The sequence below is a fragment of the Cobetia sp. PS-4MA genome, from assembly GCF_057670765.1.
Window position 1 is genome coordinate 3,469,439 of sequence record NZ_CM173107.1, and the last position, 13,451, is coordinate 3,482,889.

Annotated in this window: 10 protein-coding genes; 4 read left to right on the forward strand and 6 right to left on the reverse strand. The window is 64.0% G+C overall.

Annotated features, from left to right (window positions below; translation table 11 throughout):
• Positions 1 to 52: 52 nt before the first annotated feature.
• On the reverse strand, positions 53 to 3,142 hold the full coding sequence (glnE, locus tag AC26AR_RS14585; protein WP_488107257.1) for a bifunctional [glutamate--ammonia ligase]-adenylyl-L-tyrosine phosphorylase/[glutamate--ammonia-ligase] adenylyltransferase: 3,090 nt from the start codon (positions 3,140 to 3,142) through the stop codon (positions 53 to 55).
• A gap of 80 nt (positions 3,143 to 3,222) precedes the next feature.
• A complete protein-coding gene (locus tag AC26AR_RS14590; RefSeq protein WP_077378057.1) occupies positions 3,223 to 3,594 on the reverse strand; it encodes a diacylglycerol kinase in 372 nt (123 codons plus the stop codon).
• Positions 3,595 to 3,886: 292 nt separating this feature from the next.
• Here AC26AR_RS14590 and nhaB point away from each other — a divergent pair, with 292 nt between their 5' ends.
• Together nhaB and AC26AR_RS14600 are read left to right on the forward strand one after the other, a co-directional pair.
• The gene (nhaB, locus tag AC26AR_RS14595) at positions 3,887 to 5,419 is read left to right on the forward strand and encodes a sodium/proton antiporter NhaB (protein ID WP_077378054.1); all 1,533 of its coding nucleotides are present in this window, start codon (positions 3,887 to 3,889) and stop codon (positions 5,417 to 5,419) included.
• A 163-nt stretch (positions 5,420 to 5,582) separates the two neighbouring features.
• The gene (locus AC26AR_RS14600) at positions 5,583 to 6,560 is read left to right on the forward strand and encodes an MDR family oxidoreductase (RefSeq protein ID WP_077378051.1); all 978 of its coding nucleotides are present in this window, start codon (positions 5,583 to 5,585) and stop codon (positions 6,558 to 6,560) included.
• 316 nt (positions 6,561 to 6,876) lie between these two features.
• Here the strand turns inward: AC26AR_RS14600 and dacB are convergent, their stop codons facing one another.
• From dacB to AC26AR_RS14615, 3 genes are all read right to left on the reverse strand, one after another.
• Positions 6,877 to 8,331 (reverse strand): D-alanyl-D-alanine carboxypeptidase/D-alanyl-D-alanine endopeptidase, encoded by a 1,455-nt coding sequence (gene dacB / locus AC26AR_RS14605; protein WP_488107258.1) that lies wholly within the window; start codon positions 8,329 to 8,331, stop codon positions 6,877 to 6,879.
• 179 nt (positions 8,332 to 8,510) lie between these two features.
• Positions 8,511 to 8,840 carry a DMT family transporter gene (locus AC26AR_RS14610; RefSeq protein WP_077378046.1) on the reverse strand — a complete coding sequence of 110 codons (330 nt, stop codon included), beginning with the start codon at positions 8,838 to 8,840 and terminating at the stop codon, positions 8,511 to 8,513.
• Positions 8,841 to 8,844: 4 nt separating this feature from the next.
• Positions 8,845 to 9,297 (reverse strand): PACE efflux transporter, encoded by a 453-nt coding sequence (locus AC26AR_RS14615; protein WP_077378043.1) that lies wholly within the window; start codon positions 9,295 to 9,297, stop codon positions 8,845 to 8,847.
• A 142-nt stretch (positions 9,298 to 9,439) separates the two neighbouring features.
• Here AC26AR_RS14615 and AC26AR_RS14620 point away from each other — a divergent pair, with 142 nt between their 5' ends.
• Positions 9,440 to 10,366, forward strand: a complete 927-nt coding sequence (locus tag AC26AR_RS14620; protein ID WP_077378039.1) for a LysR family transcriptional regulator — start codon at positions 9,440 to 9,442, stop codon at positions 10,364 to 10,366.
• A 6-nt stretch (positions 10,367 to 10,372) separates the two neighbouring features.
• Here AC26AR_RS14620 and trmB read toward each other — a convergent pair whose 3' ends face one another.
• Positions 10,373 to 11,062, reverse strand: coding sequence for a tRNA (guanine(46)-N(7))-methyltransferase TrmB (trmB, locus tag AC26AR_RS14625; protein WP_176494265.1), 690 nt, complete (start codon positions 11,060 to 11,062; stop codon positions 10,373 to 10,375).
• Positions 11,063 to 11,528: 466 nt separating this feature from the next.
• On the opposite strand from trmB, the gene AC26AR_RS14630 reads away from it, so the two are divergent.
• Positions 11,529 to 13,403 (forward strand): beta-ketoacyl synthase, encoded by a 1,875-nt coding sequence (locus tag AC26AR_RS14630; RefSeq protein WP_136939635.1) that lies wholly within the window; start codon positions 11,529 to 11,531, stop codon positions 13,401 to 13,403.
• Positions 13,404 to 13,451: the final 48 nt, after the last annotated feature.

The window sequence follows — 13,451 nt, forward strand, 5'->3', positions numbered from 1 at the left end:
AATCATCGGGACAGGGAATGCCTGAGCTGAACACGAAATGTCTGAGTCAAGATCACTCCCCCAGCAAGGATTGCCAGATGGCGATGACACGCTCGCGGTGCATGGCGATGAGCGGCACCTGTTCGAGATTGATGAGGCTGCCACGCTTTTCCAGCGCGAGGCGGTGGCTGGTATTGCGATAGGCCAGATAGGCCTCGCGCAGCTCACTGGCCTGTTCACCCGGCAGGCGCCCACAGGCCTCCAGCGTCTCGAGCAGTCGCATGTTGTCACTCCATCTCAGAAGCTCAGGCTCCTGATGGCTCATCGACAACACGCAGTACTGGGCCAGAAACTCGATATCGACGATGCCTCCCGCATCCTGCTTGAGGTGGAACTGGCCTGCATCCCGGTCCTTGGCGGAACTCCCCAGGTGATCCCGCATCTTGTGGCGCATGGCGACGACTTCCTTGCCCAGGGCATCGGCCTCTCGGGCCTGCCCCAGCACCTCCCGACGTGTCTGCTCAAACGCCAGCGCCAGCGCCGGATCCCCCGCCACGGCACGTGCCCGCACCAGCGCCTGATGCTCCCAGGTCCAGGCCTGGGAAAGCTGGTAATCACGGAAGGAAGCCAGGCTCGAGACCAGCAGTCCGGAGTTGCCGGAAGGCCGCAGGCGCATGTCGACTTCGTAGAGGGCACCGGCCGGAGTCACCGCGGTCAGCAGATGAATGATGCGCTGACCCAGCCGGGTGAAGAACAGCGGGTTGTCGAGGGGGCGCGGGCCATCCGTCTGGCCCTTGCTGGCGGCATCGTGCAGGAAGACCAGATCCAGATCCGAGCCATAGCCCAGCTCGATGCCCCCCAGCTTGCCGTAGCCGACGATCACGAAGCAGCCACTCAGACTGTCCCCGGTGATCGGCTGGCCATCCCGCCCCAGCGGAAAGCCGTGCTTGCGGGTCAGGGTCTTCCAGGCCATCGCCAGCACCTGCTCGAGGATCACCTCGGCGATGAAGGTCAGATAATCGCTCACCTTCATCAGCGGGCGCGCCCCCGCGATGTCGGAGGCCGCGACGTGCAGCACCTGGGCGTGCCGGAAGACGCGCAGCGCCTCGAGCAACGCCTCTTCATCATCTTCGGGGATGCGTGACAGCGCGATGCGCAGCTCATCGGCCAGACGCACCTTGTCGGCGGGCGAGTAGAGATTGTGCGGGTGCAGCAGCTCGTCCAGCAGCACCGGATAGCGCGCCAGCTGCTCGGCAATCCAGGGGCTCGCCGCACACAGGCGCATCAACTGCGTCAGTGCATCAGGATTCTCGCGCAGCAGCGCCAGGTAGGCCGTGCGACGCAACACGGCCTCGATCAGCGGCAGCACACGCTCCAGCACGCGACTGGCATCATGCTCGCCGGGCTTTTCCGGGTCGCCCGCCGCCGAGCCCAGCGCCTGCAGCAATGAGGGCATCAAGGCATCCAGACGATCAAAACCGATGCGCTGCATCCCCTGCACTGCCCGTGAGCGACGCAGGCTGTTCAGGCGCCGCAGACTCTCGTCGGGTGCCTCGAATCCGCTTTCGGCGAGCAGCTCCCGACCCTCTTCCACCGTCAGCTCATCGCGCCACAGGGCACGCCACTCATCGAGTGCCTGCTGCCCTTCGGGCGGTTCGGTTTCCTCGTCTTCCGGCGCGGCGATCACGTTGTCGAAGTGCAGCCGGATGCGAGCGCGCACCTCTTCGAGTCGCTCGGTGAGCGCCTCCCAGTCCGGCAGCTGCATCGCCAGCGCGAGACGCTCGCGCCCCAGCGGGTCCAGCGGCAATGTCTGGGTCTGGCGGTCGGCCTGCGCCTGCAGGGCATGCTCAAGATCACGCAGGAAGACGTAATCCGGCACCAGCTCATCCACGACCGCCTGTGGCAGCAGGCCAAGCTCGGGCAGTCGCGCGAAGGCTGTCTTGAGTGAGGTGACCTGCAGTTCCGACTCGCGGCCACCGCGGATCAACTGGAAGGCCTGGGCGACGAATTCCACTTCGCGAATGCCACCGGACCCCAGCTTGATGTTGTCAGAGAGCCCGCGGCGCTTGACCTCGCGATTGATCATCCCCTTCATCTCGCGCAGGGATTCGATGGCGCCGAAGTCCAGATACTTGCGGTAGACGAAGGGTCGCAGATGCGCGATCAGTCGCTCGCCCGCGGTGATGCTGCCGGCCACTGGACGCGCCTTGAGCATCGCGTAGCGCTCCCATTCACGCCCCTGATCCTGGTAGTAACTGGCCAGCATCGAGAAGCTGCCCACCAGTGGACCGCCGTCCCCCAGCGGCCGCAGGCGCATGTCGACGCGGAACACGAAGCCATCGGCGGTCATCGCATCCAGCGCCGCGATCAACTTCTGGCCCAGGCGCGTGAAATATTCCTGGTGATCCAGCGACTTGCGCCCGCCCGTCGTCTCGCCCTTGTCGGGGAAGGCGAAGATCAAGTCGATATCGGAGGACAGGTTGAGCTCTCCGGCCCCCAGCTTGCCCATGCCGAGCACCACCAACCGCTGCGGCTCTCCGAAACGATCCGCTGCCGGGCGGCCATAGCGCGGTTCAAGAAAGGCCTCCAGCCACCCCAGCGCACCTTCAAGCGAGACCTCGGCCAGTCGCGAGACCGCGCCCGCCGTGTCCCACATGCCCGTGCCATTGAGATCACGCCAGATGATGCCCAGCATGCGCAGCTGGCGGAAACGCCGCAGCACCTGCTGCATCGCCTTTTCATCCTCGGCGGCCGACAGCCCCTCCGCCAGCCGTGCGCTCAATTCCCGTGGCGGCAAGGCGCGTTCAAGCTCGCCGCTCTCGATCAGTTCGGCCAGAAGCTCAGGGCGACGGCACAGGGTATCGAGAGCGAAGTCCGACAGCGTGACCAGACGGGCGAGCTCGAGACGTTGCTGCGCCCCCAGCGCCAGAAACGACGCCACGGGCGAGCTGGCATCGCCGCGCATCTCGCTGAGACTCCGGGCCTGCATCAGGCTCTCGTTCAGACGCTCCCGTGCGGCGCCGGCAGCCTCCTCCAGTGTCTGGCGACTGTGCTCGGATTGCTGGCCGAGCAGCGACTCCAGCGGCAGGAAGTCTGCCGGCAGCGGGAGATCCGCTGACGGGCGGGAAGAGTGGGGTGATGAGGCGGGGGCGTTGTCGGGCATGGTCGTCTCCTTCGATCCGACCTTCAGCATAACGGAGGCAGAGGGGACATGACACGGCCATGCCCCACAGGCGATATGCCCTATCCGAACAGCTTGTCGTAGAGCAACGTGCCCCAGGTCAGGCCCGCGAAGATCAGACCGAGCATCACCGCTGCCGAGCCCATGTCCTTGGCGCGCCCGGACAGTTCATGAAACTCCGGGCCGATGCGATCGATCGCGCACTCCACCGCGGAATTGAGCAGCTCGACCATCAACACGATCAGGATGGAGCCGACCAGCAGCAGCCACTCGATGTGCGATTCCCCGATCCACCAGGCGAACGGCAAGAGTAGCGCGCACAGGATCAATTCCTGGCGGAAGGCTTCTTCATTGCGCCAGGCCGCCTTGAGCCCCTTGAGAGAGTAACGCGCGGAGTGCTTGAGGTGGGTCAGGCCGGTATGCCGTGATTTCATCTTCGGGTCTCGTGCAGACGCAGCACGGTGGCTGCAGAGGCCGATCTTTCAATCGGACGATGACGTTTACCAGAAACACGTCTCGGGAAGAGCTGCCAGCACACCGGCTGGCGACCTCGCAGCGCTAGCTGCGCGGTTTTCACGACCAAAGGCTACCCGAGACCTCATCACCGAGCATGCTCTAATACCGCCAGGCGCTCGATGACGGCGGCGATGATAGCAAAGCCCGCGATGTTGCGGCATTGCCGATACTGTCATCCAACAACAACAAGTCAACGCCCGGGAACTGCCCATGCCTTCCTCATCTCACGACACACGCCAGACACTCGGTCACGGACTGGCGCGCAACTTCCTCGGCCAATCGCCGCGCTGGTACAAGCAGTTGATGTGCTTGTTCCTGATCACCAATCCGCTGCTGCTGTGGTTCAGCGGCCCTCAGGGTGGGGTGATCGTCGGCTGGCTGTTGCTGGGCGAGTTCATCTTCACGCTGGCCATGGCGCTCAAGTGCTACCCGCTGCAACCCGGCGGCCTGCTGGCGATCGAGGCCGTCGCCATCGGCATGGCCTCCCCGGATGCCATCATGCAGGAGATGGAGCGCAATCTGCCGGTGATTCTGCTGTTGATGTTCATGGTGGCAGGCATCTACTTCATGAAGCCGTTGCTGCTCTATACCTTCACCAAGATCATTCTCGGCGTGCGCTCCAAGACCTGGCTGTCGCTGATGTTCTGTCTGGCCAGCGCCCTGCTGTCCGCCTTCCTGGATGCCTTGACCGTGACCGCGGTGATCATCGGTATCGCGGTGGGCTTCTACTCCGTCTATCACAAGGTGGCGTCAGGCAAGAATTTCGATACCCAGCATGATCACGCCAACGACATCAGTGTCGAGGCGATCCACAGCGAAGATCTCGAGGACTTCCGCGGCTTCCTGCGCTCGCTGTTGATGCATGGTGCCGTCGGTACCGCGCTGGGGGGCGTCAGCACCATGATCGGCGAGCCGCAGAATCTGGTGATCGCCAAGGCCGCCGAGTGGGATTTCCTGTCCTTCTTCCTGCAGATGGCCCCCGTCACCCTTCCCACCTTCTTCGCCGGACTTGCGCTGTGCGTGCTGCTGGAACGCGGCCGCTGGTTCGGCTATGGCCAACGCCTGCCTGCCAGCGTCCGCCGGATTCTCGAGGACTATGATCGCCATCAGGATGCGCGCCGCACCCCGCGCGAGCGCGCAGCGTTGATCGTGCAGGGGGTGGTGGCCATCCTGCTGGTCCTGTCACTGGCGCTGCATCTGGCCGAGGTCGGGCTGATCGGGCTGGCGGTGATCATCCTGTTGACCGCCGGCAACGGCATCACCGATGAGCATCAGATCGGACGCGCCTTCCAGGAAGCGCTGCCCTTCACGTCACTGCTGGTGGTGTTCTTCACCATCGTCGCCGTCATCCACGAGCAGCATCTGTTCCAGCCCTTCATCCAATGGGTGCTCAGTCTGCCGATGGAGGACCAGGCGGGGGCGCTGTTCCTCGCCAACGGACTGCTGTCCGCCATCTCGGACAATGTCTTCGTGGCGACGGTATACATCACTCAGGTAAAGAACGAGTACCTGGCAGGCAACATCAGTCGTGAGCATTTCCATGCGCTGGCGGTGGCGGTCAACACCGGTACCAATCTGCCAAGCGTGGCGACCCCCAATGGTCAGGCGGCGTTCCTGTTCCTGCTCACCTCGGCCATCGCCCCGCTGGTCCGGCTGTCCTACGGGCGTATGGTATGGATGGCGCTGCCCTATACCGTGCTGATGACCCTTGTCGGCCTGGCCACCGTGCGCAGCTTCATCTGATCAGCGGCCCCGGTTGCGTCAGTCTCATCCCAATGTCGAGGTCTCGGGACTTCCCCGCGGCGTCGCTTGCAGGCACTGTGAGACCGAGCGTCTCACGTCAGACGCCCTGACACCTTCACGCAGGAAGAGCGCCAACACCAACGCCAATCACGAGGAGACTGCCATGTCCCGCGCACTGATGCTGCACGACGAGACCCCACGCGCCCGAGTCGTCGAACTCTCCGATGATCAGCTACCCGACCTGCCTGTCACGGTGGCCATCGAGCGTTCCGGCCTCAATTACAAGGATGCGCTGGCCATCACCGGCCGTGGCAAGATCGTGCGCGAGCTGCCCTTCGTGCCGGGCATCGATTTCGCGGGACGTGTCGAGGCCTCCGATTCGCCGGACTTCCAGCCAGGCGACGAGGTCATCCTGACCGGCTGGGGCGTGGGCGAGCGTCATTGGGGCGGACTGGCCGAGCGCATGCGCGTCAAGCCCGAGTGGCTGGTCAAGCGCCCCGCGAACCTGAGCGCCGAACAGGCCATGGCCTTCGGCACGGCGGGCCTGACTGCCATGCTGTGCGTGATGCGTCTCGAAGAGGCCGGCCTGACGCCCCAGCAAGGCCCGGTGATCGTCACCGGTGCCACTGGCGGGGTCGGCAGCTGGGCAGTGCAGATGCTGGCCGAGCAGGGCTTCGAGGTCCACGCGGTCAGCGGCAAGGCCGAGCAGCGTGAGTGGCTCGAGTCACTGGGTGCGAGCGAGGTCCATCTGCGCAGCGATTTCGAGGAGAAGGGCCGTCCGCTGGAGAAGAGCCGCTGGGCCGGTGCCGTGGATACTGCCGGTGGCCAGGTACTGGCCAACCTGCTGGCGCAGATGCATTACGATGGCAAGGTGGCGGCCGTGGGACTCGCGGCGGGCGCGGACCTGCCCACCAGCGTGATGCCATTCATCCTGCGCGGCGTCTCATTGCTTGGCGTCGACAGCGTGATGATCAATGCCGAGCGTCGCCAGCAGGTGTGGCAACGCCTGGCCGAGGTCTCCAGCGAGCTGCATGCGCGGATGCAGCTGGAGACGGTGGGACTGGATGACATCGCGGCACGTGCCGAGGCCATGATCGACGGCAACATCAGTGGCCGCGTACTGCTGGATCCCGCCCGCTGACATGCCAGCGCGCACCACGAATCGCAGCCGATCACGGAAAAAATGCGCCATTGCCTCGAAAATTGCGCCAAGTCATTGATTGTTGCGGTGCAATACGCTGTTTGAGGTTAGCCAAGGCGGCCTCACGACGCTATGCTCTAGGCATCTCGTTACGCCCTGTCGAGCGTCCCGAGTGCCCTCCTCTCAGCCATGCCGGGCGTGTGGAGGATCACCCCGCCTTCGGGCGGGGTTTTTTGTGCCTGTCACACAGGCCATGAAGACGAAAGCCCCCGCCAGCTGGCGGGGGCTTTCGTGTCATGCAGTCTCGGCCGATGGATCAATTGCGCTCGATCATCGCGGTCAGGTCCTCCGCGACCGGATCCAGCACCTGCGGCCAGGAAAGATACGGCACGGCGGCACGCCCGTTGACCATCACGGCAAAGGCTCCCCAGCGGCCTGTCTGGGTGCGGAAGTAGCCCGAGATGGCGCGCACCGGCACAGGATTGTTGAGCGTTCCCGTCTTGACCATCACGTGATTGCGGAAGGTCTCGCTGCCGCGCCGAATGAAGCGCATCGGACCATTGGCCGGTGCCTGAAGCCCAGCAACGAAAGTGGGGAACAGGGCCGGACGGTGGTACATGCTGTCGAGCAACGCGATCAGACCGTTGACGCTGGTACGGTTCTGCGAGGTCAGACCACTGCCTGAATACAGCGTCAGCGGACCGTGACCCGGAATCGCGCTGGCGAAGGTCTCAAGCTTGGCGCCTCCCTGACGCAGCGTGGCCTGACTGCCACCGACCAGTGCCAATGTCAGCTGGTCGGCCATGAAGTTGTTGGAGTAGTTGAGCATCCGCGTCAACAGCTCCTGCATCGGCTTGCCCTCGACACTCCCCAGCTGTACCGCACTGGAAGGCGGCGCCGTGGTGGTGATATCCACGCCGCCCGTGACCGCGATGCCGGCACGCGCCAGCATGTCGCGCATCAGCTCGCCGGTATACAGCGCCGGATTGGACACGGCACGGTAGATGCTGCGCGGCTGGCTGTCGGCGGCGATGGTGCCACTGACGACCAGCGTATCGCGCCCGTTGCTGGTGGTACGCCGCGCATTGAGGGCATTCTTTCCGCCGGCCGCGACGGTGGTGACCTGATTGTCGAAGATCTCGGTGGGCTGGGTCGTGTCACAGCTGGCAAGTCGCGCCGGCGCCTGACTGCCCGCCCCCGGCATCACCTTCACGCACCAGCTGGCATAGTTGCTGGCCGCGGACGACAGCAGCGCATCATAGGCGTTGCTCGAGCGACGCGAGGCATTGCAGCGATCGGTACTGATGCATGGCACCGGCCCGAAACGCCACTGACTGACCAGCAGGCGTCCCTCGATACGCCGGATGCCCCTGAAGCGAAGCTCTTCGGTCAGACGCCACAGTTCTTCACTGGTCAATGCCGGGTCACCACTGCCCTCGAGCACCAGATCGCCGGTCAACACGCCGTCATTGATCGAGCCCGTGCTGCGCAGACGTGTGGAGAAGCGATACTGCGGCCCGAAACGGTCCAGCGCCGCGCCGGCGATATAGAGCTTGGACAACGATGCGGGCGTCAATTGCAGGCCGGGATCGACCGAGGCCAGCGTCTCGCCGGTGTCCAGCATGCGGGCCTGGGCACTGACGATGAAACCCTTGTCAGCCAGGCGAGTGAGGTTGTCGAACCCGGCTGCCTGCGCCGGCCCGGTCGCCACCAGGGTAGCGCCGGCGGCGATGGCCAGTCCGCGCAGCGAGCGCGTGAAGCGCAGCGACATTCCCGACACCGCGGGGTGTGCCGCCGCCTTGAACGGGCGAAGCAGCGAAGAGAGCAACGTGGGCAGCAACGCAGGTCGCGCAGAGGTTGGTGCAGTGCGAAGTAGAGGCATGAGGCATCCAGTGACGTCGTCGGTGAGCATCCATGTCACAGCCGGATTGGCGCCGTGATGCCTCTAGCTTAATGAGGAGTGGCGCTGGAAAACAGATGCAGGACGGCAACTCCCCCCACGATCATCGCCAGACCCAGGATCGCCGGCAGGTCCGGCATCTCGCGATAGACCACCGCGCCGAACAGGGTGACCAGCACGATCCCCAGTCCAGACCACACCGCATAGGTGACGCCCAGCGGCAGGTCCCGCAGCACCAGCGTCAGAAGATAGAAGGCGATGCCGTACCCCACCACCACGATCAGGCTGGGGCCGAGTCGCGAAAAGGACTCGGAGGCCTTGAGCGCACTGGTCGCGATGACCTCTGCCAGTATTGCCAGCGCCAGAAAGACATAACTCATCGACTCACCTCATGGAATGTGGTGACGGGTGCTTCCGCTCACGGGCAGCCTTGCGTGCCAGCAGGCGGGTCATGACCGCGTCGAACAGTGGATTGAAGATCATGGCCCAGACAAGGAAGAAGGCCACGAAACCAAGGTCCAGCAACAGTGCCTGCCATAGCCCGATCTCCAGCCAGGCCGCGACGAGGAAGACCGTCACCAGCACCAGTCCCAGCTCGAAGCCGAGTGCCTGGGTGATGCGCTGAAGCATATTGCGCTGGCGAGTCGGTACCCAGCGGTCGAACATCCAGTTCCAGACCGTACTCCAGATCACGGCCAGCGTGGACATCACCACGGCCAGGCTCCCCATGCTCGCCAGATCATGCCCCGTCAACATGGCGGACAGCGGGGCCACGATCAGAATGCCGCCCAGCTCCAGCAACCCAGCCTGTGCCAATCGCTCTTTGTTGGAACGCATCACCGAGACTCCTGCTCAGACTTCGCACATGATGCCGTGCGGCTGTGCGAGGTGGATATGTCAGGCATTCTAGAGGTCATGGAGATGGATGAAAGTTAGTATCCATCTAGTATTCAGATGGATCGAGGCAAGAGGAAAGGCAATGAACTGGACACTGGAACAGCTGACGACGCTGCGTTGCGTCGCGGAAACGGGGTCTTTCTCCGCCGCGGCACGTCGTCTGGGCCGTGCGCAGTCCGCCGTCAGCACCGCCATCGCCAATCTGGAGATGGACCTGGGCTGCGAACTGTTCGATCGCACCCCGCGTACCCCCATCCTGACACCTGCAGGCAAGGCACTGCTGCACGAAGCCAATAGCGTACTGGTGCAATGCCAACGCCTGGAGGCTCGTGCACGCACCCTCAGCGAGGGCCTGGAAGCCAGCCTGACACTGGCGATCGATGAAGCGCTGGTGGAGATGCCACCCGTGATGGAAGTACTGGAAAAGATGGCGGTGCAGTATCCGACACTGACACTGAATCTGCTCAATGGGGCTCAGGATGAAGTGGCGCGCTGGGTGGAGCAGCACGAGGCCAACCTCGGCATCCTGTTCTGCCAGCCGCTCTGTGCCATGGCACTGGAGCGGGAGGCACTGGGACGACTGGAGCAGGTGCTGATCGTCGCCCGCGACCATCCCCTGGCACAGCTCGAGAGCCCGACCCACAGCGATCTGGCGGATCACCGTCAATTGATGATCGGTCAGCGTCAGCAGCTGGGCCCCGGCCAGGAAGCTCCTCGTTCACAGCGTTTCTGGCAGCTCAACAGCTTCTATGCCATGGCGGAACTGACGACACGTGGCCTGGGCTGGGCACAGGTGCCACGTCACATCGCCCATTACCCGCCCTTCCAGAAGCGGCTGACGATACTGGACCTGAGTGCACTGGGCGCCACCGCCGATATCGATATCGAATTGATCTCGCGACGTGACAGCCCCCGCGGCCCTGCCGCCAGCTGGCTGCGCCAATCACTGCGCGACACCTTCCGTGACAGTCACGCCGCCATCGCCAACCAGAACCTGCCGCCGGCATGACACGCCTCACACCTGCAGGGGGTAACGCTCAGGCGTGTGCTCGAGCTGGCATTCAAGGCGCCACAGCGCCTGACCGGACTCATGATACTTGCGCTCGAAGTGGGTCAGATAATCGCCGTGCGGGACAAAGGCCTCTGCCGTCACCTCGACACCGGTGGCATGACCGATGGCCTGAGCGAATTCCAGTGCGTAGATCTGCCAGTTGGTGCGCAACTCGAGCCGACCGCCCAATGCCATGATGATCGGAAATACCGGATGGCCTTGCCAGCGCATCTTGAGGTGACGCGCCTTGGGATAGGGATTGGGATACAGCAGGGTGTGATGAGCCGGCGCCCAGCCTGCCGCCAGTGCGAGACGCCAGAAATCAACGAGATCAGCACGTACCAGCAACGCGTTGTCCGGAAGCTCGCCGTGCTTGCGAGTGAGGCGGTCCTCGCTGCGATCGACCCCGATCACCGCATGATCCGGATGGGCCAGTGCCAGCAGGCGGGTCGAGCGCCCGACGCCACAGCCGCTGTCCAGCCACAAGGGCTTGTCCTGTTCCGCCAGCCAGCGTTGCGCCTGTTCAAACGCCTCACGCGTGTGCTCCGCGACTGGCTTGCGAAGCGGATGTGCCATCGCACGGCGTACGCGCCGCTCGATGTCCTCGTGGGGGCCGGTCTGGGGAGAGTCGATCTGACGGGAGTTGGCGTACATCGGAATTCCGGTGGCAGGCGAGCAGAAAATGGACGAGGGAATTCTAGCAGATTCCTCTTTCGGGAATCCGCCGCGCCCCGCTCGGTCTGGCGGCAAGCGCCGGCAGGCAATGCACAAAAAAAGGCGCATGCCTCTCGGCACGCGCCTACACCAACTCTAGCGACTCAAACAGCCCCTGAAGCATCTCATCCGTCACGCCCATAATCAAACAAACGATTGATCTTTTTTCGTGACCCAGGACCTCGGTGGAATGGCCTAGCCTGCAACGCAGGATATCGCACAGTGTTCGCAGCGAGTCCTCGCTAGCGCCGCAGCCTGAGAGCAGGGTGCATGACGCCTGTATTGAGGGGGTGTTATCATCGCGGCATCATTTGGACGAATGCCCGCAGAGGCGTCGCCCAGACCAACGACTCACAGCATTTTTCACGAGGAAAGCGGCTTGTCACACTTACCGGTGATCGTCGGCATGGGCGGAGTCAACGCCGCCGGCAGGACTTCGGGTCATCAAGCCTTCCGGCGCACGGTGCTCGAGACTCTGTCGGAGACGGACCGCCAGGAGACCCTGCTGGGCCTTGCATCGCTCATGAATCTCGCCCGCTGCGACGAGCAGGGTCAGTGGTTCGATGCCGAAGGCCAGCCCGCCGAGGCACAGGCACTCGCGGCTCGTCTGGAAGAGCAGGTACTGGCACATTCCCTGATTCGTCGCATCGAAGACGAACGCTTCAATGACGCCGGGATTCCCGCCAACCGCCAGTCACGCCTGACGTTGACCGAGGACCTGAGCTTCACCCTGCGCAGCCGCCAGCTGCCGGAGCAGCCACCCGCCGCGTGGCAGATCCGCGAGCTGGACAATCGTCGCGTCGAAGTCACGGTGCCGGCAGGCGAATTCGATGTCCTGCTGCCGGACAACCGCAAGGCACTGGTCCGCGCCGCCGGTCAGCTGCCCAGCGGCTTCGCGCCGGAGCAGCTCTACCGCAGCGTGCATCACCCTCGCGGCCTGTCGATGACCATCTTCGGCGCCAGTGATTGCCTCGGCGACAGCGGACTTGACTGGGACTCGCTGCGCGACAGCCTCGACCCCGACGACATTGCCGTCTATGCCGGCAACTCGATCGGCCAGATGGATACTGAAGGCTGGGGCGGACTGATGAAGTCCTTCGTGGCCGGCGAGCGCGCCACCTCCAAGCAGATGCCGCTGGGCTATGCCCAGATGCCGGCCGACTTCCTGAATGCCTATGTGCTTGGCAATGTCGGGGGAGCCGGTGCCGCGATGGGTGCCTGCGCCAGTTTCCTCTACAACCTGAAGCTGGGCCTGAATGACATCCGCAGCGGACGTCGTCGCGTAGTGATGGTAGGCACGGCGGATGCGCCCATCACGCCGGAAGTCATTGAAGGGTTCCGCAGCATGGGGGCGCTGGCCGATGACGAGAGCCTCAAGGCCCTCGATGCGCTGGAAGTCCTCACTGACAGCGATTACCAGAAAGCCTGCCGTCCCTTTGCGCGCAATTGCGGTTTCACCATCGCCGAAGCGACCCAGTTCGTGATTCTGATGGCAGATGAGCTGGCGCTGGAGACCGGCGCTCGCATCCTGGGCAGTGTCCCGGATGTCTTCGTCAATGCGGATGGCTGGAAGCGGTCCATCTCGGCACCGGGCGTCGGCAATTACATCACGCTGAGCAAGGCGGTGGCGCTGGCGCGAGACATCGTCGGTGATGAAGGCGTACGCCAGCGCAGTTTCGTGCATGCGCACGCCACCTCCACACCGAAGAACCGCACGACCGAATCCCATGTGCTCAACGAAGTGGCGCGGGCCAACGGTATCGAAGCATGGCCTGTCGTGGCGGTGAAGACCTTCGTCGGCCACAGCCAGGGCAGCGCGGCGGGTGATCAGACGGTCTCGGCACTCGGCAGCATGACCACCGGCATTCTGCCGGGCATTCCGACGCTGGATGCCATCGCCGAAGACGTGCATCACAGCCATCTCGACATCCGACGCGAAGCTCGCGAATTCTCGGCCGATGTCGCCTTCATCAATGCCAAGGGATTCGGTGGCAACAACGCCAGCGGCGTGGTGCTGTCGGCCGATGTCACGCTGAAGCTGCTGACAGCGCGACATGGTGACGACGCCCTGGCGGCCTGGCGTGAGCGCAGCGGCCTCTGTGAGCAGCGTCGGGCGGACTATCTGGACAAGGCGCAGCGCGGTGAATTCACACCGACCTACCGCTTCGGCGAGGGTGTGCTGGAAGGGCCGGAGCTTGAGATCACTGATCGCGAGATCCGCATTCCGGGATACGCGAAAGCCGTCTCTCTCAAGGTCGACAACCCCTTCGGGTCACTCTAGCGACACCTCGTGAGCGACTGCCATGAAGAGCGCTCCCCCAGCCTGCTG

What these genes read in the sequence shown, in the direction of transcription:
- AC26AR_RS14630 (WP_136939635.1), top strand. Translation starts at nt 11,529, where the DNA reads ATGGGCGGAGTCAACGCCGCCGGCAGGACTTCGGGTCATCAAGCCTTC.
- nhaB (WP_077378054.1), top strand. Translation starts at nt 3,887, where the DNA reads ATGCCTTCCTCATCTCACGACACACGCCAGACACTCGGTCACGGACTG.
- AC26AR_RS14615 (WP_077378043.1), bottom strand. Translation starts at nt 9,297, where the DNA reads ATGCGTTCCAACAAAGAGCGATTGGCACAGGCTGGGTTGCTGGAGCTG.
- dacB (WP_488107258.1), bottom strand. Translation starts at nt 8,331, where the DNA reads ATGTCGCTGCGCTTCACGCGCTCGCTGCGCGGACTGGCCATCGCCGCC.
- AC26AR_RS14590 (WP_077378057.1), bottom strand. Translation starts at nt 3,594, where the DNA reads ATGAAATCACGGCATACCGGCCTGACCCACCTCAAGCACTCCGCGCGT.
- AC26AR_RS14610 (WP_077378046.1), bottom strand. Translation starts at nt 8,840, where the DNA reads ATGAGTTATGTCTTTCTGGCGCTGGCAATACTGGCAGAGGTCATCGCG.
- glnE (WP_488107257.1), bottom strand. Translation starts at nt 3,142, where the DNA reads ATGCCCGACAACGCCCCCGCCTCATCACCCCACTCTTCCCGCCCGTCA.
- trmB (WP_176494265.1), bottom strand. Translation starts at nt 11,062, where the DNA reads ATGTACGCCAACTCCCGTCAGATCGACTCTCCCCAGACCGGCCCCCAC.
- AC26AR_RS14600 (WP_077378051.1), top strand. Translation starts at nt 5,583, where the DNA reads ATGTCCCGCGCACTGATGCTGCACGACGAGACCCCACGCGCCCGAGTC.
- AC26AR_RS14620 (WP_077378039.1), top strand. Translation starts at nt 9,440, where the DNA reads ATGAACTGGACACTGGAACAGCTGACGACGCTGCGTTGCGTCGCGGAA.